General features: G+C 44.6%; 19 protein-coding genes. 17 read left to right on the forward strand and 2 right to left on the reverse strand.

Annotated elements, in window-relative coordinates; translation table 11 throughout:
• Nucleotides 1–92: 92 nt before the first annotated feature.
• The 6 genes from ACR8BL_RS24405 (at nt 93) to ACR8BL_RS24430 (ending at nt 8,693) form a co-directional block, all read left to right on the forward strand.
• On the forward strand, nt 93–386 hold the full coding sequence (locus ACR8BL_RS24405) for an antitoxin Xre/MbcA/ParS toxin-binding domain-containing protein (RefSeq protein ID WP_434749936.1): 294 nt from the start codon (nt 93–95) through the stop codon (nt 384–386).
• 332 nt (nt 387–718) lie between these two features.
• Nucleotides 719–2,176, forward strand: coding sequence for a glycoside hydrolase family 1 protein (locus tag ACR8BL_RS24410; RefSeq protein WP_434749937.1), 1,458 nt, complete (start codon nt 719–721; stop codon nt 2,174–2,176).
• Nucleotides 2,177–2,412: 236 nt separating this feature from the next.
• A complete protein-coding gene (locus ACR8BL_RS24415; RefSeq protein ID WP_434749938.1) occupies nt 2,413–4,092 on the forward strand; it encodes an S-layer homology domain-containing protein in 1,680 nt (559 codons plus the stop codon).
• Nucleotides 4,093–4,151: 59 nt separating this feature from the next.
• Nucleotides 4,152–5,576: a glycoside hydrolase family 1 protein gene (locus tag ACR8BL_RS24420; protein ID WP_434749939.1), complete on the forward strand. Its 1,425-nt coding sequence runs from the start codon at nt 4,152–4,154 to the stop codon at nt 5,574–5,576.
• Between the two features lie 229 nt (nt 5,577–5,805).
• Nucleotides 5,806–6,657: a BglG family transcription antiterminator LicT gene (gene licT, locus ACR8BL_RS24425; RefSeq protein ID WP_434749940.1), complete on the forward strand. Its 852-nt coding sequence runs from the start codon at nt 5,806–5,808 to the stop codon at nt 6,655–6,657.
• 128 nt (nt 6,658–6,785) lie between these two features.
• A complete protein-coding gene (locus ACR8BL_RS24430) occupies nt 6,786–8,693 on the forward strand; it encodes a beta-glucoside-specific PTS transporter subunit IIABC (RefSeq protein WP_434749941.1) in 1,908 nt (635 codons plus the stop codon).
• A gap of 162 nt (nt 8,694–8,855) precedes the next feature.
• Here ACR8BL_RS24430 and ACR8BL_RS24435 read toward each other — a convergent pair whose 3' ends face one another.
• On the reverse strand, nt 8,856–9,233 hold the full coding sequence (locus ACR8BL_RS24435; protein WP_434749942.1) for a PilZ domain-containing protein: 378 nt from the start codon (nt 9,231–9,233) through the stop codon (nt 8,856–8,858).
• A gap of 163 nt (nt 9,234–9,396) precedes the next feature.
• On the opposite strand from ACR8BL_RS24435, the gene ACR8BL_RS24440 reads away from it, so the two are divergent.
• The 10 genes from ACR8BL_RS24440 (at nt 9,397) to ACR8BL_RS24485 (ending at nt 19,028) form a co-directional block, all read left to right on the forward strand.
• On the forward strand, nt 9,397–9,861 hold the full coding sequence (locus tag ACR8BL_RS24440; protein WP_434749943.1) for a DUF6386 family protein: 465 nt from the start codon (nt 9,397–9,399) through the stop codon (nt 9,859–9,861).
• Nucleotides 9,862–9,910: 49 nt separating this feature from the next.
• Nucleotides 9,911–10,603 (forward strand): hypothetical protein, encoded by a 693-nt coding sequence (locus ACR8BL_RS24445; RefSeq protein ID WP_434749944.1) that lies wholly within the window; start codon nt 9,911–9,913, stop codon nt 10,601–10,603.
• A gap of 11 nt (nt 10,604–10,614) precedes the next feature.
• Complete coding sequence (locus ACR8BL_RS24450) at nt 10,615–10,956, forward strand: hypothetical protein (protein WP_434749945.1); 342 nt, start codon at nt 10,615–10,617, stop codon at nt 10,954–10,956.
• Between the two features lie 38 nt (nt 10,957–10,994).
• Nucleotides 10,995–11,402, forward strand: coding sequence for a hypothetical protein (locus tag ACR8BL_RS24455; RefSeq protein ID WP_434749946.1), 408 nt, complete (start codon nt 10,995–10,997; stop codon nt 11,400–11,402).
• Nucleotides 11,403–11,658: 256 nt separating this feature from the next.
• On the forward strand, nt 11,659–12,702 hold the full coding sequence (locus ACR8BL_RS24460; RefSeq protein ID WP_434749947.1) for a pectate lyase family protein: 1,044 nt from the start codon (nt 11,659–11,661) through the stop codon (nt 12,700–12,702).
• 305 nt (nt 12,703–13,007) lie between these two features.
• On the forward strand, nt 13,008–14,525 hold the full coding sequence (locus ACR8BL_RS24465; RefSeq protein ID WP_434749948.1) for a methyl-accepting chemotaxis protein: 1,518 nt from the start codon (nt 13,008–13,010) through the stop codon (nt 14,523–14,525).
• A gap of 399 nt (nt 14,526–14,924) precedes the next feature.
• A complete protein-coding gene (locus tag ACR8BL_RS24470) occupies nt 14,925–16,403 on the forward strand; it encodes a methyl-accepting chemotaxis protein (RefSeq protein ID WP_434749949.1) in 1,479 nt (492 codons plus the stop codon).
• A 191-nt stretch (nt 16,404–16,594) separates the two neighbouring features.
• Entirely contained in the window at nt 16,595–17,293 is a 699-nt protein-coding gene (locus ACR8BL_RS24475; RefSeq protein WP_434749950.1) for a DUF4274 domain-containing protein, read from the forward strand.
• 6 nt (nt 17,294–17,299) lie between these two features.
• Nucleotides 17,300–17,761: a hypothetical protein gene (locus tag ACR8BL_RS24480; protein ID WP_434749951.1), complete on the forward strand. Its 462-nt coding sequence runs from the start codon at nt 17,300–17,302 to the stop codon at nt 17,759–17,761.
• Between the two features lie 40 nt (nt 17,762–17,801).
• A complete protein-coding gene (locus tag ACR8BL_RS24485; protein WP_434749952.1) occupies nt 17,802–19,028 on the forward strand; it encodes a GNAT family N-acetyltransferase in 1,227 nt (408 codons plus the stop codon).
• A 9-nt stretch (nt 19,029–19,037) separates the two neighbouring features.
• Here the strand turns inward: ACR8BL_RS24485 and ACR8BL_RS24490 are convergent, their stop codons facing one another.
• On the reverse strand, nt 19,038–19,412 hold the full coding sequence (locus ACR8BL_RS24490) for a VOC family protein (RefSeq protein ID WP_434749953.1): 375 nt from the start codon (nt 19,410–19,412) through the stop codon (nt 19,038–19,040).
• A gap of 157 nt (nt 19,413–19,569) precedes the next feature.
• Between ACR8BL_RS24490 and ACR8BL_RS24495 the strand changes: the two genes are divergently transcribed.
• Nucleotides 19,570–22,257: an endo-1,4-beta-xylanase gene (locus ACR8BL_RS24495; protein WP_434749954.1), complete on the forward strand. Its 2,688-nt coding sequence runs from the start codon at nt 19,570–19,572 to the stop codon at nt 22,255–22,257.
• Nucleotides 22,258–22,358: the final 101 nt, after the last annotated feature.

The raw sequence follows: 22,358 nt of genomic DNA on the forward strand, positions 1-22,358 counted from the left end.
TTATTACAACAGAGGCTGCAAGCGGCTTAAGGATGAGTTCTCTGAGATAGGACCAGGGAGTTACATATCATAATGGGAAGGAAAAATATTACATGAGTATGCAAGATATGTATTTGTCTTCATTTAAACAGGAGCACTGGGATTCCTTCGTTGTACTATTTGATGAATGGTACGCTACAGTGCCTAATGAATGGAAAGAAGAGGCAAGATTAAAAGGAATTCCAGAAGATATAAGCCGGGTACTTTTGTGTGAAATGCAAGACTCCGCCTTAAAGTGGATGGATAAGAAGGTTCCGGCTCTGGGGGACCAAAGTCCTGCAACTTATCTGGAAACGGAACAAGGAGCCAATGCACTCAGAGCGGCAATCCTGCGAATGCCACGTTAGAAAGATATTAGAAAATAAGATGTTATTCGTTAGAGATCAGTTGTTAGGTGTGGTCAAAGAAGTTCTGGGCCGCATGCTTTTGATGAATTTGATTTTATAAAATGAATATGTTACGCTTACATCACAAGAGCAAAACAACAGAATATGTTATAACATCTTTTGATGGATTGTAACTGTGCAGACAGGCAAAACCTAAACTGATGGTGAAATGTAGGCCCCCTTTTTCTGGAGCCATTTTACCCTGAGTTTAGGTTTTTCTTGTTTTCTGCCCTGTTCTAAGCTGCTCTTAGGTATGGAAAAACCAAAAACTATTTCGAAAAGAGGTTGTTATAATGACCACGGCAAAAAAAGGATTCCCTGAAAACTTCCTGTGGGGCGGCGCTACAGCTGCAAACCAACTGGAGGGCGCATTTGATAAGGACGGCAAAGGTCTTTCCACAGCGGACATGATCGCTCATGTGCCAAAAGAAAAGCGTACGGGTGGACATGCCATGGAAATTTCCTCTTCCCGAATCGAAGAGATTCTTTCTGGCAAAATTGAAGAACGTTTCCCGAAACGTTTTGGTATTGATTTCTACCATCATTTTAGAGAAGATATTGCCCTGTTCGCTGAGATGGGCTTCAAAGTATTCCGTCTGTCGATCCACTGGGCGCGTATTTTCCCGAACGGTTACGATCAAGAGCCGAATGAAGCGGGTCTGAAATTCTATGATGAAGTATTTGATGAATTGCATAAATACGGTATTGAACCACTCGTTACGCTGTCTCACTATGAGACTCCGCTGGGTTTGACGCAAAAATATAACGGTTGGGCAAGTCGTGAAGTGATTGGTCACTACGTACGTTACGCAGAGACGGTATTTAATCGTTACAAAAACAAAGTGAAATACTGGCTGACGTTCAACGAGATTAATGTGATGGTGTTCAGTCCGTACACTGGCGGCGGTATTCTGATTGATAAAGTGGACAATAAGTTGCAAACAACGTATCAAGCCTTGCATCATCAATTTGTAGCAAGTGCCATGGTAACCAAACTTGCGCATGAGATTATCCCTGGCTCCCAAGTGGGCTGCATGCTTGCACGTATGGAAACATATCCAGCGACCTGTAATCCGGTAGATGTTCAACTGGCTCAGCATGAGAATCAGCTTAACCTCTTCTTCACAGACATGCACGCTCGCGGTAAATACCCGAACTACATGGCGCGTTATTTTGATGAGAATAACATTGTTATTCAAAAAGAAGCAGGCGATGACGAGATTTTGCTGAACAATACGGTTGATTTCATCTCCTTCAGTTATTACATGTCCGTGACCAAATCGGCTTCTGCGGATGCGGCTGAGACAACAGGTAACCTGACAGGCGGCGTGAAAAACCCTTATCTGGAAGCTTCCGACTGGGGTTGGGAGATCGACCCGATTGGTCTGCGCGTAACGTTGAACAACTTCTGGGATCGCTATCAGAAGCCACTCTTTATCGTAGAGAATGGTCTGGGTGCGTATGACAAAGTGGAAGAGGATGGATCAATCCATGACTCATACCGCGTAGATTATCTCAAGAAACACATCGAGCAGATGAAAGAGGCTATCAAAGATGGGGTTGAACTGATCGGTTTTACTGCCTGGGGCCCGATTGACCTTGTGAGCATGTCAACGTCCGAGATGTCCAAACGTTATGGCTTTATCTACGTTGATCTCGATGACGAAGGAAACGGAACACTTGCACGCTCCAAGAAAGATTCGTTTGATTGGTACAAAAATGTTATTGCCAGCAATGGTGAGCAACTGTAACTTCTCTCATTCTGCACCATAACATATGGAGTACATGTGTTAGAGATGTACACCAGAAATAAACACCTGAAATAAAGATTAGAAATTCAGCATTCTTAGGATTGTTACCGCACAGGAGCGGGCAAAACCTGACTTAAAGTGTGATATGAGCTTTCGCTTCATACAACCCTTTTGGTTGGCGTTTGTCCGCTTTTTTACTTTGGAATCATAACATCATATGAGCTGGAGGGGTTCTTTTGAACAAGTGGAATAAAGGCATTAAACTAGTTTCCTGTATGTTAGCACTAACGCTGAGTCTGAGTGTGATCTGGCCTGGGACAACAGGTGCAGCAAGTGCACAAGTGACGCAGATTCAGGCGAATACGTTTGTAGGTGATCCGGGTGAGATGGTCGAATCTTTCGACATTACGGTTGCAGATGTAGAAAAATATAAAAATCTGAAGGCGTCGGACTTCGATATTACAGGGAATTATGACGGTTATCCGTTAAATGCTGCAGGAGAAATTGTGCAAGACAATTACGAAGATGATGGCATCACGTTGTCCATGAAGGATAATACGATCCACATGACCGTGAAACCTTTCAAATATCCTGGAGGTCTGAAATCTGAGTTTGCGGTAACCAATAAAACGTATCCAGAGCTTTCTTTTGATAAAAAAAGTGTAAGTCAGCTGAAGACACGTACCGTGGATGAGTTTGAAAAAGCACAATTCACAGCCAGCAACGGTGTAACGCTATCCTATAACCTGAAACGCAGTCCTTCCAATGAAGCGAAGCCACTTATGGTATGGCTCCACGGCGGTGGTGAAGTTGGAACAGACGGACGTAATCATCTGACCGCGAATCGCGGTGCAGTAGTCTGGACGGAATCGGGGTATGATACTTCTGTACTGGCGGTGCAATATCCTGAGAATTACAGCTTCAAAATATACAACAACGCAGAGCAGTTACCCATTATGCAGGCCTATTTTGTTGCTCAATATGAGTTGATCCAAAAGCTGGTTGCCGAAGGTGAAGTAGATCCTGACCGGATATATCTGTCGGGTGTATCCAGTGGCGGCGGTGGTGCATTTCGTTTCCTGACGCAGTACCCTGACCTGTTTGCTGGAGCTATGATCGTTGCAGCCAAAGATACCGTTGCCGATTATACAGGTTCAGTTGATGCATTCAAGCAGGAACTCAAAGGGATTGTGGATGTGCCAATGTGGATTATGCATGCCCAAAATGATCCTACGACAGACAGTCGTACCAGCTCACTCGCTTACCAGGCGCTGACTGAAATGGGAGCCAAGCAGGTGCATCTGACGTTATATGACGATGCATATATGGATAGCTACAGATTTTACGGGGGCTTGAAACACTGGTCGTGGGTACCTGCCTTCAACAATAAAGAGGTTATCGCAAGTCTGTTCAAACTTCATAAAGGCACAAATGGAGATCACAACGGAGGTTCATCAGAGCATGGTGTACAACCCTCTGAACCTGTAACACGCGCGCAGATTGCAGTGATCCTGGCTGATGCTCTTCAACTTCCGGAAGGAACGGAAGTTTACACATATGTGGACAACGCTCCTGACTGGGCGGCTCAAGCCATTGCGAAGGTGACCAAGGCGGGACTGATGAAAGGCACTGGCAATCAAATGTTTGCTCCAGAGAGCCAAGTTACACGTGCGCAGATGGCAATGATTGTGGATCATATCCTGGCTCGTAAAGACTGGAAGCCTGCAACTGAATCGCCAGAGCTTAAGTTCGGAGACGTCAACAGTAAACACTGGGCATATGAAGCGATTCAGAATAGCGCCCGTGCAAGTGTAATGACAGGTGTGAGCAAAGGCAAGTTTGATATGATGCAAACCGTGACAGGTTCACAGCTTGAGCAAATCATGCAGCGACTAGAGCAAGTGGGCACAAAATAAAGCTCTGAATGGATCGGAAATAAATTCTAAAATATTCAATGTTGAGAGGATGAACGCAAATGACTACACCATTTCCGAAGGATTTCCTGTGGGGCGGCGCAGTAGCAGCCAACCAGCTTGAGGGAGCATATAATGCCGATGGCAAAGGTTTGTCTGTACAAGATGTTATGCCACATGGCATTACAACACCAAGAACAGAAGGCCCTACCGAAGATAACCTGAAATTGATTGGCATTGATTTTTACAACCGCTACAAAGAGGATGTTAAACTGTTTGCCGAGATGGGATTTAAGGTGTTCCGTACATCGATTGCCTGGTCCCGTATTTTCCCTAAAGGTGACGAACTGGAGCCGAATGAAAAAGGTCTGCAATTTTATGATGATCTGTTCGATGAGTGCCACAAATACGGTATTGAACCACTCGTGACGATCTCTCACTACGAGACGCCGCTGCATTTGTCCAAAACGTATGATGGCTGGGTTAATCGTAAAATGATCGAATTTTATGAACGATATGTTACCGTGCTGTTTAACCGTTTCAAAGGCAAAGTGAAGTACTGGTTGACGTTTAATGAGATCAACTCCATTCTGGAAGAACCATTCATGAGCGGTGGCATCTATACGCCAAAATCCGAGTTGTCCAAGCAGGATCTGTATCAGGCGATCCATCATGAATTGGTAGCAAGTGCGCTTGCCGTTAAACTGGGCCATGAGATTATGCCAGAAGCGAAGATTGGCTGTATGGTACTGAGCATGCCAACGTATCCGCTCACACCGAATCCAGATGATGTGGTTGCAGCGATGCACGCAGAGCAGCGTAATGATATTTTTGCTGATATTCACGCACGGGGTTACTATCCAAAATACATTAATCGTTATTTCAAAGCGAATAACATCAACATTAAGTTTGAAGATGGGGATGCGGAAATACTCAAACATACCGTAGATTTCATTTCCTTCAGCTATTATGTAAGTATCTGCGAGACCGGTGATCCGGAAAAGCGCAAAGAGGGCAAAGGAAACCTGTTTGCAGGCGTGCAAAACCCGTACTTGAAAGCGAGTGAATGGGGCTGGCAGATCGATCCTCAGGGATTGCGTGTAACCCTCAATAAATACTGGGACCGTTATCAAAAACCGTTGTTTATTGTCGAAAATGGTTTGGGTGCCGTCGATGAGTTGATTACGGATGAGGACGGCAATAAAACAGTCCAAGATGACTACCGTATTCAATACTTGAATGACCATTTGGTGCAAGTTGGAGAAGCGCTTAAAGACGGTGTTGAAGTGATGGGGTACACGTCTTGGGGCTGCATTGACTTGGTAAGTGCATCTACGGCAGAGATGAAGAAACGTTACGGTTTCATCTATGTAGATCGCAACAATGACGGTTCTGGCTCGCTGGAACGTTACAAGAAAAAGTCGTTCCACTGGTACAAAGAAGTTATTAGTACGAATGGCGCAAGTCTTAAAAACAATAACGCATAGTCCTGATTCCAAAGACCTTGTTGTATAAGTGCTTTTTATATCGCATTGACGCACATTAACCGCTTTCAGAAAAACATTGTCACATGCCATTTAATATGGTAAGATAGGCCCAAGGCTAATGAATACTGGATTGTTACTGTTCAATCAGGCAAAACCAGAGGCAGGCATTTTTTCGTCCTGTTTTGGTTTTGCCTTTTACTACTTTGACGGTGCAAGGTGATGTGAAGAAATGAGAATTGAGAAGGTGCTCAACAACAATGTAGTCACTGTAATTGACCCAGGAGGCAACGAACTGGTTGTTATGGGACGTGGAATTGCCTTCAAAAAGCATACAGGTGAATCAATAGACGAGAGTCTCGTTGAAAAGATATTTTCGCTCGAAAGCAAGGAAGTATCCCAGAAATTAAAGACGCTTCTGTCCGATATTCCGGTTGAATACATGGAGTGCTCGGATGAAATTATTCGCTATGCCGAGACGGTACTAAGTGAGAAGCTTCATGAAAGCATCTACATTTCACTGACTGATCATATCCATTTTGCGATTGACCGGCATCGTCAAGGATTACAGATTCGTAATGCGTTGTTTTGGGAAATCAAGCGTATGTACCGCAAGGAATATGCGATCGGTCTCAAGGCATTGCAGATTATTGAAGAGACGCTTGGTGTTCTGCTTCCCGAGGACGAATGTGCATTCATCACTATGCATCTGGTTAACGCTCAGATGAATGGTGAGATGAGAGAGACGATCAGTATTACGAATATCGTGAAGGATATTCTGAACATCGTTCGGCGCAGTTTCGTAATTGAACTCGACGAAGATTCACTGAGTTATTATCGATTCCTGACCCATTTAAAGTTCTTTGCTCAACGCGTATTGCAAGGTACAGCGATTGAAGACAAGGAAGAGGATAATCCGCTTCATGATCTGGTGAGCAAACAATATCCGGAAGCACATGCTTGTGCAGTCAAGATTAACGATTATACACGTAAAATATATAATCGCGTCTTATCGAAGGAAGAAGTGTTGTATCTCACGATTCATATCGAACGTATTGTCCGAAATGAACGAACAATCGAATAAATTTGGGATTGTTACTGCAATAAAGGCAAAACCTAAACGTTGAAACATGATAAGCTATTATGCTTTGTCATGGTTCAGTGTTTAGGTTTTTTTTAAACCTTCAATACACATAAAAGGAGCAAAACACAATGGATAAACAACAATTGTCCAAAGATATTCTGAAACTTGTCGGTGGCGAAGAAAACGTTGATCAAGTGACCCACTGTATGACAAGACTCAGATTTAACTTGAATGACAATAAAAAGGCAGACAAAGAAACATTAAAGAATACACCTGGAGTTATGGGTGTTATGGAGAATGGCGGACAGTTCCAGGTCATCATTGGTAACGATGTACCGAAGGTGTACAACGCGCTGGTAGGCAACATGTCCAAATCCCCGAATGCAGATGCAACGTCAGGTGTGGCTAGCGGAGAAAAGAAAAAGAAAAATCCAATAAGTGCACTGTTTGACTTCATCTCAGGCGTATTCACACCAATCTTACCGGCTATTACCGGCGCAGGTATGATCAAAGGGATCGTGGCGATCCTTGTGGCGTTTAATTGGCTGTCAGATAAGAGTTCGACTTACATTATCTTATCTGCTATTGGTGATGGTGCCTTCTACTTCTTGCCAATCATCCTCGCAATCAGCGCTGCGAAGAAATTGGGAAGCAATATGTATATTGGTGCAGCACTTGCGGCTGGGATTATGCACCCAACCATTACAGCTTTACTGGCGGCAGGAAACTCATCGTTCGCGGGGATTAAAGTCGTCGCAGCAACCTATTCTTCAACGGTTATTCCGATTGTTATTGCGATCTGGATTGCTTCTTACGTGGAAAAAGCGGTTGACCGCATTACCCATTCATCAGTAAAACTCATCGTCGTGCCAACGGTTACCTTGCTGTTCATGGTTCCACTTACATTGATTGCGATTGGACCACTGGGTTCCATTATCGGTAATGGTATGTCTGGCGGTATTGCTTGGTTGTTCGATAATGCGTCCATCCTTGCAAGTATTCTGATTGGTGGTACGATGTCACTGTTAATCATTACAGGTATGCACTATGCCTTGTTGCCAATCATTGTAGGTTCTATGACACAATTTGGTTATGACTTTATTATTCCTTTGATGTTAGCAGCGAACTGGGCTCAAGCGGGTGGAGCCATTGGTGTAGGACTTCGTTCCAAAAATGGACAAACGAAATCACTGGCTTATTCCACAGGTCTGACAGCATTTATGGGGATTACTGAACCAGCGATGTATGGTGTTAATATGAGGTACAAAAAACCGTTTATTGCTGCGCTCATCGGTGGGGCAATTGGTGGTGGCTTCATGGGTATTGTCAAGGTAAAAGCATTTGTACTAACAGGCCTTGTAGGTTTGCCGGGACTTGCAGCATTTATCAGTCCGTCCATCAGTACATTGATTTATGGTATACTGGGCGGTGTCATTGCGATCGTCTCTGCAGCAATAATTACGTACATCTTGGGATTCCAGGAAAATAATGCTTCACAAGCGGCAGCAACTTCAACTTCTACAGAAACTGCAGAGCCAGCAACAACGACAGCTCCAGTTGTAATGGAAGAAACGAAATCACAGGATGAGCAAGTATTCAGCCCGATTGCGGGTGAAGTCAGACCACTTAGTGAAGTTCCTGACCCTGCGTTTTCTGAAGAAATTATGGGTAAAGGTTTTGCAATTCAGCCGACTGAAGGTCGTGCAGTATCTCCAATCAACGGTACCGTGTTCTCCCTCTCGAAGAGTGGACATGCTATCGGTCTCGTAAGTGATACAGGGGCAGAAATGCTGATTCATATCGGGATTGATACGGTGAAGCTGAAAGGTCAGTTCTTCTCTCCTAAAGTTCAGGCAGGAACCAAAGTTTCCGTAGGTGATGTCTTGATGGAGTTTGACCGCGAAGAGATTGAAAAAGCCGGATATACTACGATTACACCGGTAATCATAACCAATATGCATCAATATGCTTCTATTGAGTCTGCTGGTCGCACAACGGTTAAGGAACAAGAACTGTTGTTCACGGCAAAAGCATAATCAATATAATAAAAGCAGCCGCTTTCCTGGAATGTCTCAAGGAAAGCGGCTGCTTTTTTGGTATTTACTGAAGAAAATGCATTAATTCCTGATCTACATTCTACCGGTCTGTAACAATTTAAATTAAATTATCTTCTATTCTGAGCAATATAAGAATTAGCGTTATTTGACGATAATTTTGCCTTGTCCTGCGAGCATGCGCATTTCCCGGGACAGGCGATCCTGATGTTCTTTTTCAACTTCCAGTTGCACGCCATAACGCCATACCGTGTTATGTTCCATCCCCCAGCGAAGTGTGCCTTCAATATATAACAATTCTTCAAACAGCTTCAGGTTGATGCCGATGCGTATATCGTTATTGTCTACAGGCAGGGACAGTGGGAAAGCAAGCTGACAGCCGGAGCGGCTGATATCACGCAATTCGGCTTGAATGGGCTTGGGAGGGCCATCCATGCCATTAATGCTCAAAATGTATATTTCGAAGTGCATAGGTTCCTTCAGGGTATAACGAAAAGGTTCTTTCCTATTATTAATTGGCATAGATTCCTCCATCAAGTTCAAAAAAATTCCGTTATCGTTATATCGTCACTTATGAACCAGAAATGAAGAGTACCGCAGCAGAGATGGTTCGAGAGTTCGATTTTACGTGTGAATTGAGCTTGTTATAATGTAAGAAGGAGAGGGGAAGAAAGGATGGATGAGCATGAAAGGAACATTTCAAATGGATACAGATACAGCCACATTGTGCTGTTATGATCTGGCGTCACTGGAACATCGTCTTCAGGACACGCCTGACTGGTGGTCGATTCCGGAGGATGAGCTGGAGGAGGTCAATGCAGGCCATTGTCTGTTTCTGAATCTGGGTGAGGATGGAACGTATGACGTGCAATGGATTGTGAGTGAAGCTGCTTACGACGAAGCAGAGGCACGAGCGGAGCAAAGTATGACGTATTATCTGCAAGTCCCTTCGGGCAAAGTGTATTTGGGTGCTGCCGATGATGTCAGTGGCGGTGAACTGGAGCCGGATGAATTATCTCAAGGGATTTTTTTACAACTAAACTCTGGCAATTATGCTTGCACCGTATTTAAAAAGGCAAATCAGATATCGGTTACGATTCAGCCTGGTGATCAGGGGAAGAACATGTTACACGATTTGATACGGATATAGTGTGACGATACGGATGAACAAACTTACATAATTATTAGGAGAGATGTATATGCAACATTGGACGGGTACGCCCATCATGGATGCTCCTACTTTGCGCCAAAGAATAAGAGCACTTGCGACACTTGATATCATTCTGTCTGAGGAGGCCTGGCTCCGCGTACACCGTTATCAAAATAATGTCCTCCAGCCAGATACAGCATGGGGAACTGTGCATAACGGTGCAGGGGATCACCTGCATGTATTGTTTACGAATACGGGCACCTTACTCAAAGGGTTTGATCATGAATCTCCGCTCAGCCCACATAATCGTGAGGACGGTGAGATTTACCCAGGGATGTATGACGAGGTGCCAGAGGAGCTCATGCGTATTTTGAGTCAACAAGAGGAAGTGCTGGAGATGGAGGATGTGACCTTCTGTATGTGGCAGGAAGGGCACAGTCTGGAGTGGAAAGCAGGCAGTTGGATTGAACTTGCCATGGCTCAGGAAGACGAATCGGATGCTGAGGGCGGAGTAGCATTTCTGCTAGGTTATATCGAGGACACACCGGAATCATACGTCGATTGGGCGGAAGGATACTACGATATGCAGGATATGTCTTTGACGGCTGTAACTGAAATATATAACGATACGCCAATTAGTGCTGACCTGATTCGAAGATTAAATCCGAAGCGTGACGTGTCGTCTGCCTTGGATGAACTGCAGCAATCTGGATACACTGTGCAGCGAGGCGGAGCGGAATAAGCAACGTTTGAGTGAGGGGGCGCATGATGGGTTGGGAGTACGGAATTAGAACGAAGGAGTACAACATGTTGCCTGAAATTATGCAGCGACTGGCAGCTTCACTTACGTACAGCAGGATGTACAGTCTGGAGCAACACACCGATGGTTTTAACCTTTTGCGTGACGATGCATCCTGGCCAAGAGCTTTGGAGGTAGGCTTGGAGGAAGCGAACGGTCTGGATGAAATAGCGGATGGTGAACGATATATCTACTGCCTGTTTCATATCTGGGGGGAGGAAGGACGAGTCTGGAGGCAGCAGCTGGAGGGAGTAACGAATCAATATTCTGGCATGTTCGAATGGTTTGAATTGTGAATACATGAGTGAATAGTACGAGAATGGAAGGGGTATTTGTGACGACGAGAAAATCAAAAAGTAAAATTCCGGTACTCGTGTACCGATATAAAGGCCCGGAGAGGAATATCGGGTTTACCCTGTCACCTTTATACGAGAACGAAGATATATATGAAATCCGGCATGAGGATATGCTGTTTATCTATGATGAGGATTTCGAGTATATTCGGCCAGCAATCAATCGTGTTTTCCCGTTAACGGATCTGCGAAGCGGAGAAGAACTGCAGGCATTTGATCCATGCTGGGACAATCCGATTCCGAAAGAGGCATGGGCTGGAATTTTGGCTGAGTTGGAGCAGAGGGAAGCTGCTGAGGCGGAAATGCAGTTGTTTTTGGATTCGTTCACAGCCTGGGTTCGCAATGTGCTGGAGTTAGCTGACGGAATTGAGATTACGGGTAATCTTTGAGCGAATAGATTTATAGGGCATGAACAGAAGTTCCTTATGTCGATGAGGAGCTTTTTTTGATGCTTGAAGAAAGATAGGAGGGGTTCACAGGTTAAGTGTGAACTAATCTCATCTTTCTGTTTTTTCACTATACGTGACCTGCTGTTGCAAAAAAGATAAAATTATTGTCTTTTTGCAATAATGGTATTGTCACAATACAGGTTACAAGCTATAATCGAGTTGTTTGAAGGGACAAATTACAAAGGATGGTGATATTTTGAAGAAGTTTTCATTGTTTTTACTCGCAGTCACTTTATTGTTGTTAACGGTTTCAACAGCCCCTGCTACATATGGTGCAGCTAGCTTTCCCAACACGGGCACAAATGGTTTAACTGGTTTTGCTGGTAATGCAAAGAATGAGAACGGTGTATCCAAGGCGGGAACGACGGGAGGCAGGAACGGTCAGGTCGTGTATGTCAGTAATCTGAATGATCTGAGAACACACATGGCAGGCTCTACAGCCAAGATTGTCGTTGTGGAACAGAATATTTCATCCTCCAGCTTGCAAAAAGTTGAATTTGGTTCCAACAAAACATTGGTAGGTTCTTTTGACAGACATACGTTAACGAACATTCACTTCAGATCCACTTCGGGATCAAGCAATGTGATCTTTCAGAATCTGACATTTAATCACTCTGCGAACATCAATGCCAACGATGATATTCAGATGTACATTACTTCCGGCTCCAACTACTGGATTGACCATATTACCTTCTCGGGTCACAACTATAGTTCTGGCGGCAGTGATCTGGATAAGCTCTTGTATATCGGTGACCGCGCAGATTATATCACGATCAGTAACTCCAAATTTGCGAATCACAAATATGGCATTATTCTGGGACACCCGAATGACGGTAATAGCAGCTATAACGGTGTGCCTCATGTGACCATGTCCAACAACTACTTCGAAAACTTGTATGTACGCGGTCCTGGACTTATGCGTTATGGTTTCTTCCACATCAAAAACAATTACGCCAATAACTTCAACCAAGCGATTACTATTGGTGAGAAAGCACGGATTTATTCTGAAAACAACTACTTTGGCGCAGGCGCTGAAAAAGGTGGCATTCTGGATGACAAAGGCAAAGGAGAATTCACAGATACAGGTAGCACACCTGCGTTGAACAGTCCGTCTTCCCCGAAAACCAACTGGAGACCAAGCAATAATTACAGCTATCAGGTTGAAAGTGCAGCCTATGCACGTGAGTTTGTTACGAAATATGCCGGATCATCGAATACAACATTGGTGTTTGGCAAGTAATAGACTGACACATAAGAGTCCTTTGTAAAAGAAGGAAGAACAGAGTCTGCTTTATGCGTACCTACGCATAAGCAGGCTCTTTATTTTGGGCATGATGATATGCAATGATATTATTTTGCAGATGGTATTTCATTTGCATGACTCACAGCCGATATATACTGAAGTAGCGCTGTGTGCATGTTTATGAAGGCTGTATGCACTATATTACGGCAGGGATTTTTGATATGTATGCATGATTAGGATCTTAATAATACATTTCAAAGCAGCTTACATCTGGTTAAACCTACATCAAAGGCGGGGTACTCATGAATCGTATGGACGAAATTATCTGGAAAAGAAATAAAATGATTACAATGATGTTGTGGATTGTTGTGATTTTTGGAATGGTTATCGCCTTTACAGATCCCAAGTTGTTCATCTCCAATGCTATAGTGATTATGTATGGTATATGGCTTACTTATGCCAATGTCAAAAAGAAGTGTATTCACGTTATTCCATGGATTAATGTAACGCTCATTAGCGCTTGTGGCATTTTTGCCAGTTGGGGGACTGTGGATCCGTTCATGGCGATTGTTATAACGAGTCTATTATTGATTTATCCTGATAAGCGAGTATTCCTTACCGGTTTCTCGGTTTTACTTGTAAACAACATTTTTCAGCTTTTCATCGTTCCGGTTTCTACCCAGGAGCAGTTTATAGAAAATATAACGAATGTGGTGCTTTTTACAGTAGCGGGTGTGATTTTAGTTCTTGTATCTGTGTTGAATCAAAAGTTATTTCAAGAGAGTGAGCATAGATGGAATGAGGTAGAACATTCACGGAAGCGTGTTGAAGAAATGCTGGAACGAGTGAAAAAGTCCGTCGTTGGACTTTCCCACTATACTGAACAACTCAAACAAAAGGTGGATGATACAGGGGTCATAACGAATGAAGTGACACTTGGCTTTGGAGAAGTTGCCAAAGGAGTTGAGTTCCAGGCAACAAGTATTGCCGAGATTTCAGAGTCTCTTGCTCTGTCTGACCTTCAGATTCAAGATGTAGCGTCCTATTCCAAACAGATGAAAGACCTATCTGTAGACATGACTTCAAGCACCCAGTCGGGCAGTGCCCAGATGGATCAATTGAATATACAGATGAGCGAATTGGATACCGCCATTCATACAACCGCCGATGATATGCAGAAGTTCAATGAACAAAGTGAATCGATGACGTTGATGCTGAATAGCATCTCCGATATTGCGACACAAACCAATCTACTTGCGTTGAATGCAGCCATTGAAGCAGCCCGAGCAGGCGAGCATGGACGTGGATTTGCTGTAGTATCGGAAGAAGTCCGCAAACTTGCTGAAAGTTCTGGACAATCTGCTAATGAAATTACAACAATCCTTATGGGGCTGAGAACGCAGACCCAAGCATTAACCATGAGATTTGAAGGGATTCGCCAATCTCTACAGCGTGGAAGAGACAGCGTGCAAACAGCAGGGGAAGTGTTTCAGTCCATTCATCATAGCTCACAGGATGTCCTTACTCATGCAACCGATATGGAGACAAGCTCAACAACAATGAAGGCTTCCTCAACTCGGGTAGTGAATGAGGTTTCGGAAATTTCCAGTGTAACACAGCAGTCCAGTGCAGCCACAGAAGAAATCTTAGCGAGCATGGAAGAACAGCGCAACCTGACACAGAATATGGTGGAAAGCTTTGGGGAGTTGGAGATGCTAATCGTGGATTTGAGCTTATTGGTGTCCGATCATCAAGCAACCAGTATGGGGACAGATCAGGAAGCGAATGCGAAAAGGAAAGCAATTACGGCAGTAGCTTAAAGTTTTAGAATCCGAAGCTCCTTAAATGTAAATCAGTCGCAGGGCTTGAAGATGCTGAGGGGGAATTCAGAACAATTAAATAAGCTTACTGAGGAGTCTGGCAACGCGTAAATAAGACGTGTTGCCAGACTTTTTTTACGTTCTAAAGAATGCATTGAATCCATTGTTTAAGCTCCTTATGTCGTGGAAATATATATTTTCTTAACATATATTAAATTTAGACATAAATTGCCGATATACATAAAGTGGCGCTGACTGCATGTTTATGAAGTTAATAAGTACTATGCTAAAGGCGCAGGGTCTACAGAACTACGTATAAGCAGGGCTATGGACTAAAAATAAACTTATAGTGGCCTACATATGTTAAATTTTTTAACTTACATAAAGGACGGGGTAAGCATGAATCGTATCGATGAGATCACTTGGCAGAGAAACAAACTAGTAAGTTACATGATGTGGGCCATAACGGCCATCAGTGCGGGGATCACGATTATTGTTCCTGATCTATGGTTGTCCACGCTACTCTCGGTTGTGGTTACTTTAGTCGTTACGGTATGCAATATTTTGAAAAAGGGTATTCATGTTATTCCCTGGTTTGTGACCATAGCGGTTATCGCGAGTGGAATCTATGTAAGCCGTGACGCGATGAATGTAGTACAAGGCATTCTTATCGTTTCACCGTTGCTGTTGTACCCGAATAGCAAGCACTATAATATTGCCTTTTCGGTGATGCTTGCCTTTTTTTTCGTTCAACTCGTTCTTGTATCATCGGCGAGCATCCAGTTGCTCTTTGCTGACTTGATTAATTTCAGTATGTATATCGTAACCGGAATTATAATGATCACGGTATCCAGAGTAAACAAACGTTTGTTCATGGACAGCGAAGCACGGGGGTTACAGGTAGTGGAGTCCCGTACACGAGTGGAAGTCATGCTGGAACGGGTAAAAGATGCTGTTACTGGATTGTCCCGTTATACGGAGCAATTAAAACAAAAAGTCGATGAGACTGGTGCCATCACCAATGAAGTGACGGTTGGATTCAGCGAAGTTGCCCGGGGTGTCGAATTCCAGGCGACCAGCATTGCGGATATCTCCGAATCCTTATCCCTTTCTGACCGGCATATTAAAGATGTGGCATCCTATTCCGAGCAGATGAAAGAACTATCTGCAAGTATGGCTTCAAGCACACAGACTGGCAGTGCACAGATGGATCATTTGAACATGCAGATGCGTGAATTGTATGACACGATTAATACAACAGCTGATGATATGCAGAAATTCAATGATCAAAGTGAATCGATGACATTGATGTTGAACAGCATCTCGGATATCGCCACTCAAACTAACCTGCTTGCGCTGAATGCAGCGATTGAAGCAGCACGTGCCGGTGAGCATGGACGCGGGTTCGCTGTCGTTTCGGAAGAGGTTCGCAAGCTGGCTGAAAGCTCAGGCCAATCAGCGAGTGAGATTACATCGATCCTCACCGGGCTGAGAACACAGACGCAAGCATTAACAAGCAGGTTCGAAGGCATTCGTCTGCTGTTACAACGCGGAGCAGAGAGTGTGCAGACAACAGAGAAAGTATTCCAGTCGATTAATCAAAACTCACAGAATGTGCTGACTCAGGCCACAGACATTGAAACAAGTTCGGCAACGATGAAAGAGTCCTCGATGCGGGTGGTCAATGAGGTGTCCGAGATTTCCAGCGTGACGGAGCAATCGAGTGCCGCAACCGAAGAGATTCTTGCAAGCATGGAAGAACAGCGTAACCTGACGCAAAATATGGTGGCAAGCTTTACTGAACTGGAGAAGCTCATCATCAATCTGAGTGAGCTTGTATCGGATCATCGTTCTTCGAGACCAGACAACGAATCCTAGTCAGATTAAGTTGATCCAAAAAGGCCCGTTCGTGCATAATTATGTGCTGTACGGGCCTTTTTGGACGTTCATAGGTCCCTTGTAGCTCCACGTTTTTTTAGATAGAGTAGAGGTGAAGAAGATCTCGGCTAAACGCCTCTGGAGTGTGGGGCCGTGGGCCGAAATAGAAAAATTGTCAAGGAGAGATCATCTTGAATTGGACAGAGATCAGTAAAATCAAAGAAATAGAGCACCTATGTGAAGTTATTGCTTCATCCTCATTGGATGTTAATGAACGAGATGACCGCGGACGCACACCGCTTATGATTTTTTTGACCAATCGTACCCCGCTTGAAGGCATTCGTTGTTTGCTAAAATTCGGACCGGATCTGGAAGCGGAAGATAAACTGGGAGATACTGCTTTGAAAAAAGCGGTAAGGTTCAAGCAGCCCCAGGCGATCAGTCTGTTACTTGAACATGGTGCAAAACTGGATTCCCCTAAGGGTATCTTGGCAACAGCCTGGAACATGGCAAGAGAGCATAACCCGAACATTGCCGATATGCTGCTGGATACACCTGGTTCCATACGTTTGAAATTGACAACTGAGGAACAACAGATTGTTGATAACATTATTTACGAGGAGTCTTCCGAGGCAGCCTGTGAGCAAATTCGGATGTTGGATTCAGAAGTGTTAGTACATGCAGTGGTGAATGGCTTTAATTGGGATGATAGTCCCGAACCTATGGTTGCAGCAGCTGAACATCCGAAATGTGCCGAGATTACAAGGCTGGACATGGTTGAATTGATGGAAGCAGATCACTGGCTGGAGATGGATCTGGAAGAAGTGAACAGCAGAGTAGATGGGCCTAAGTATCGACATCTCGCAGCATTTTTGACTAGAAAGGGCTGATTCGGAGTGCTACAAAAGTCCCTCTATGAGCAGACCAAAAAGCTGGAGCAGTTGCAGCAGGAACTGAAGGCGGGCAATATCGAACATTTTTACAAGATTGAACCTGGACAAAAGCAGAGCCAGCAGTTGGTACTGGCAGGAAGTTTTGATTTTTCATATTATCACAATGTGGAGATTACCTTTACTGAGGTAGAGTTTATTCTGTGTCCCGGGACGATATTTAATGTGGAGTTGTTTCGACTTGCCACCGAAGAAGAGAACACACAGTTAAATTCCATTATGCACGGTTATGAACGGAATGGCACAGTCTTTTGCCTGGAAAATGAATTCGAACAACAGCGATTTTATATCGTTGCGAAGCAGATGACGTATCATTTCGGCATGGTATATTACTATGATTGGCCGAATTTGGAACCGGGTGAGCGGATTGCTGAATTTGTAACCAAATCAGAGAACGTTAGTGAGTAAAGCTACTATGATATGATGCACACCATGGAGGAATCAGAGGTTGAAGAAAAATGCTGGCGAATACGGCTTGGGTAGCAGTGGGCATCAGATGAAAGAGAAAGGTGTCATGGACAACGGAGGACGTGTTCAGTTATATGATCGAAATTCGATTCATAACATGGATTGGCCTGATACCGAGGATGCAAGGTACGCACAGGTGTATTTAGAGCCGATGATCATGCAGGGGACAACAGAATATATGACTAACGTAAACACCACGTTGCTCCTTGCCCGGATGGACAACCTTGTGCTGCCGGTGACCGTGAATGAAGAGGAATATGATAATGCTTATGTCTGTTCGCCATATACTCACTATGTGCGATATGCCAAGCAGGAACTGACCATGTTGCAGAAGCCAGTGCTGGAAAAAGGACTCTCCCTGTTGCTCACTTTCATTGGCTGGGGTATGAAAAAATCCCGGATCAACAAAGTTGTACATGTGAACAACTGGTTGTTGTCTACCAATCTGTACCCTGCCATGACTGGCGAGCAGGCAGTACATATCCTGAAAGCGGTGAGGGAGCGCTATCCGCAGCATACGGTGATCTTTCGTTCTCTGGGCTCCACATTGCACTCGAACCTGATAACAGGGCTTCATGAAGCGGGGTGCCGCTCTATACCGAGCAGGCAGATTTATCTCTATCAGGCGGATGATCCTAATTTCGGCAATGCCAAGTCTCGCTGGTTGCTGAAACGGGATCTGGCACTGTTGAACAAACATGGCTATGAACGGGTTTCTGGTGCAGATATTACGGAAGCGGATATCCCGCGAATTGTGGAACTGTACCGGATGTTGTATCTGGAAAAGTACTCCTATGACAATCCGCAATTCAGTGAGCATTTTATTGCTACAGCTAGAGCGAACGGCACATTAAGTCTGCATGGCTTGCGTAAGGAAGGGCGCTTGGATGCAGTGATGGGTTATTTCTGCCGCAATGGGGTGATGACCACACCGTTGTTCGGTTATGATACAGATGTTCCCCAGTCTGTCGGTCTGTATCGCATGTTGTCCGCCTGTCTGATTGGACAAGCCCGTCACAACGGCATGTTGTTGCATGAGAGTGCTGGTGCAGCCCAGTTTAAACGTAATCGTGGCGCGATAGCGGATTTCGAATATTCCGCGGTGTACGACCGGCATCTTTCAATGTACAGACGGTGGTGCTGGGCATTACTAGACCGATTGTTGAACAGCATAGGCGTGCCACTTATGCGCCGAATGAAGCTGTAATGTAAAGTTCTATTCCAGATGCTCAGCAAGCTGAACTTCAAAACCATCCGGGTCTGCAATGTACATAAACCGCAGACGTGGGTTCGGCTGCACGGGTTCGCGCAGGATGGGAATGTTCATCTCCGCCAGACGCTCCATAGCTGCTTCCAGTGATGTGACTTCGTAACCAATCGAGATACCAGCTTCAGGCTGTAGTACCTGCTCACTACCTTCGATTAACTCTAATGAGGTCTCGCTGGTTAGCCCCAGACCGAGCATGGCAATCTGTCGTCCGCGGCTTTCAAATCTGCGCTGCACGGTAAGCCCGAGCACATGGTGGTAGAAATGAATCGAGGCTTCCAGATTACGCACGCGCAATGTGATCCAATTTAGTTTGATTAACATACTTGTTCTCTCCTTCTGTTTTGCTTGGTGTCGGTTTATGTTTATTATACAAGAAGAAAGCCGCTTTATCTGTTTTAATTGAAAAAATTTACAAATATATATATGTAAGCGTTATTTCAAAGTGTATAATACAAGTTAAATTGAGAGGAGGAATGAAATGAAGACGAAGACGTTTAAAAAAGTGAGTTCAACTCTGCTGGCAACGATGATGGTGATGACGATGGTTCCTTTCCAGCAGGCCGCTTTTGCACAAGAGCAGCAGATCGAGCAAGGAGTAAGCCCTGGAGCTACTGCAGTTTCCCAACCAAACCTCAAGGTGCTCAATACTGACTTTGAGGATGGAACGCTTCAAGGCTGGCTTCCGCGTGTTGGCAGCGAGAGTGTGACGGTTTCACAACAGGCAGCGCATCAAGGTACTCGGAGTATGCTTGTCTCAAACCGTCAGCGCTCCTTCCATGGGCCGATGCTGAAAATGAAAAGTCTGTTAAAGCCTAATTCTACGTATAACATCTCATTTTATGTCAAGCTGACCGAGAAACCTGTTGCAGATCAGACGATTCAGCTAACAGCCTACAAGAAGAGTGGGGCAGAGAGCTGGAATATGCTGGATAAGGTTACGATTCCCAAAGATGACTGGCAGCAATGGCATAAAATTACGGCCACGTACCAATACAGCGATAATCCTGAAGAGTTGAATTTCTTTATTGAAACACCTTATGTTTCAGACGATACGGTAGATACTTTGTCATTTTATGTGGATGATGTAACGATTGAGGAAGCTGGGCAACTGGCTATTGAGACGGATATACCTTCCTTGCAGGATCTTTACCAGAGCGAGTTCCCTATTGGAGCCGCTGTATATCGCTGGCAGCTTGAAGGAGCCTATGGTCAACTATTATCTAAACATTTCAACAGCTTGACGGCAACATATGAGATGAAACCGAAGTTTGTGTCCCCTTCCAAAGGAGTATATGATTTCAAAGCTTCAGACGAATATGTGGACTTTGCACAGCAACATCAGATGGGTTTACGCGGACATGCCTTGCTCTGGCATATTGATGCAGCGGAGTGGATGTTCAAGGATGACCAGGGCAACCCGGCAAGCCGAGACCTGCTGCTCAGTCGGGTTCAGAACTACGTGGATACGGTCATGAAACGATATAAAGGCAAAATCTACGCTTGGGATGTCGTGAACGAGGCAATTGCGGACAGTAACGGGGATGCGAATGGAATGCGCAAAAGCCCGTTCTACGAGCTGATCGGCCCGGATTATGTTGAGAAAACGTTTGAATTTGCCCGGGCAGCCGACCCGGATGCGAAATTATATTACAACGAGTATTTCACCGAAATCCCTGAAAAAAGAGAGCATATGTATCAACTCGTCAAACGGTTGAAGGAAAAAGGGCTGATTGATGGTGTGGGCCTGCAATCCCACTATAACCTCGAATCCCCGCCGATTGATGAGATTGAGAAAACAATCAATCTGTTTGCCGGTCTAGGACTGGATATCCAGATTACCGAGCTGGATGTGGACAGTGGTATTCCTTATGGCGAGAATCTGCCTCAGGATGTTGCGGTGAAACAGGCCTACCGTTATAAAGAGCTGTTTGACCTGTATCAAAAGCATAGCGATGTCATCTCATCGGTGACCTTATGGGGGCTTCAAGATGAGAAATCCTATAACAATCAGGCATTTTTGTTTGACTCAAATTTACAATCCAAACCCGCCTATTGGGGGTTAGCTGACGAATCAAGTCTACCTGTTTTGACGCAACGTGCGGTTACCTTGTCTGGTACACCGAATACGAAGGCAGCTACCCAAGATCCTCTATGGAACAAGGCTGTTTCTACAGCATTAAAAGGCAATCCAGGCACAGCGTCATTCCGTACGCTATGGGATAACAATAATCTGTATGTCCTGGTTGATGTGAAGGATACAACGAAACACTCGAAGGACAAGGTGGAGCTGTTCGTTGATTTGAATAATGGCAAAACCCCTGTATATGAGGCAGATGATCGACATATCACGATAACCCGTGCAGGCAAAGTAACTGGAGCGAAGAACTATCGCGTTCGTGAAGCGGTCGGTGGCTATCAGGTTGAAATATCCATACCATTAACGAATGCACAAGGGGCACTTGCACGTGAAGTTGGCCTCGATGTACGGGTGACGGACGGTGGAAATAACAGTTCAGAAGGGCAGCAGGTTCTGTATTGGAATGATCGTACATTATCCCAAGATCAAGACACAAGCAAATATGGCGTTATTCAATTTGCAGGTATGCCTAAGTCTGCAAAAGCTCTGCAAGGAACAGTAACGATAGATGGTGAGAAAGATGCAAAATGGAATAAGGTTACTCCATTCCGTATTACACCACTGAATCAGAGCGGGGGAGCATCAGCTGAGGCTCGTGCGATGTGGTCTGGACAGGATCTATATCTGTTCATTGATGTCACAGATCTGCAAATTATAACCAACGCCACCGATCCGTGGGATCAGGATTCGGTTGAGATTTTCCTGGATGAAAATCATCAGCGCACGCCTTTCTTTCAGTATGATGATGCCCAGTTCCGAATCAGTGCAGATAACGTGGCTACGTTTGCAGGCAGTGCCTCACCGGCGCGTCTTGAAAGTGCTGTGAAGAAAACGGCCAAGGGGTACCAGGTGGAGGCCAAGATCAGATTCCAATCCCTCGTGCCGAAGGCAGGTCAAGTGATGGGATTTGAGCTTCAAATTAATGATAATCAAGGAAATAACAACAAGAGCACAGCGAAATGGAATGATCGCACCAATGATAGCTGGAAGAACACTTCCCAGTATGGCATTCTGACGTTTTCAAAATAAACCAGTGAATGACCATGGACTATAGCTAAGAATTATAGGCTACAAGGAGTGGTCATTCATTCATTAATTAACACAGCAACCCCCAAACTTCGCGAGATGAT

This window comes from Paenibacillus amylolyticus (assembly GCF_051136285.1).
GTDB lineage: Bacteria > Bacillota > Bacilli > Paenibacillales > Paenibacillaceae > Paenibacillus > Paenibacillus amylolyticus_F.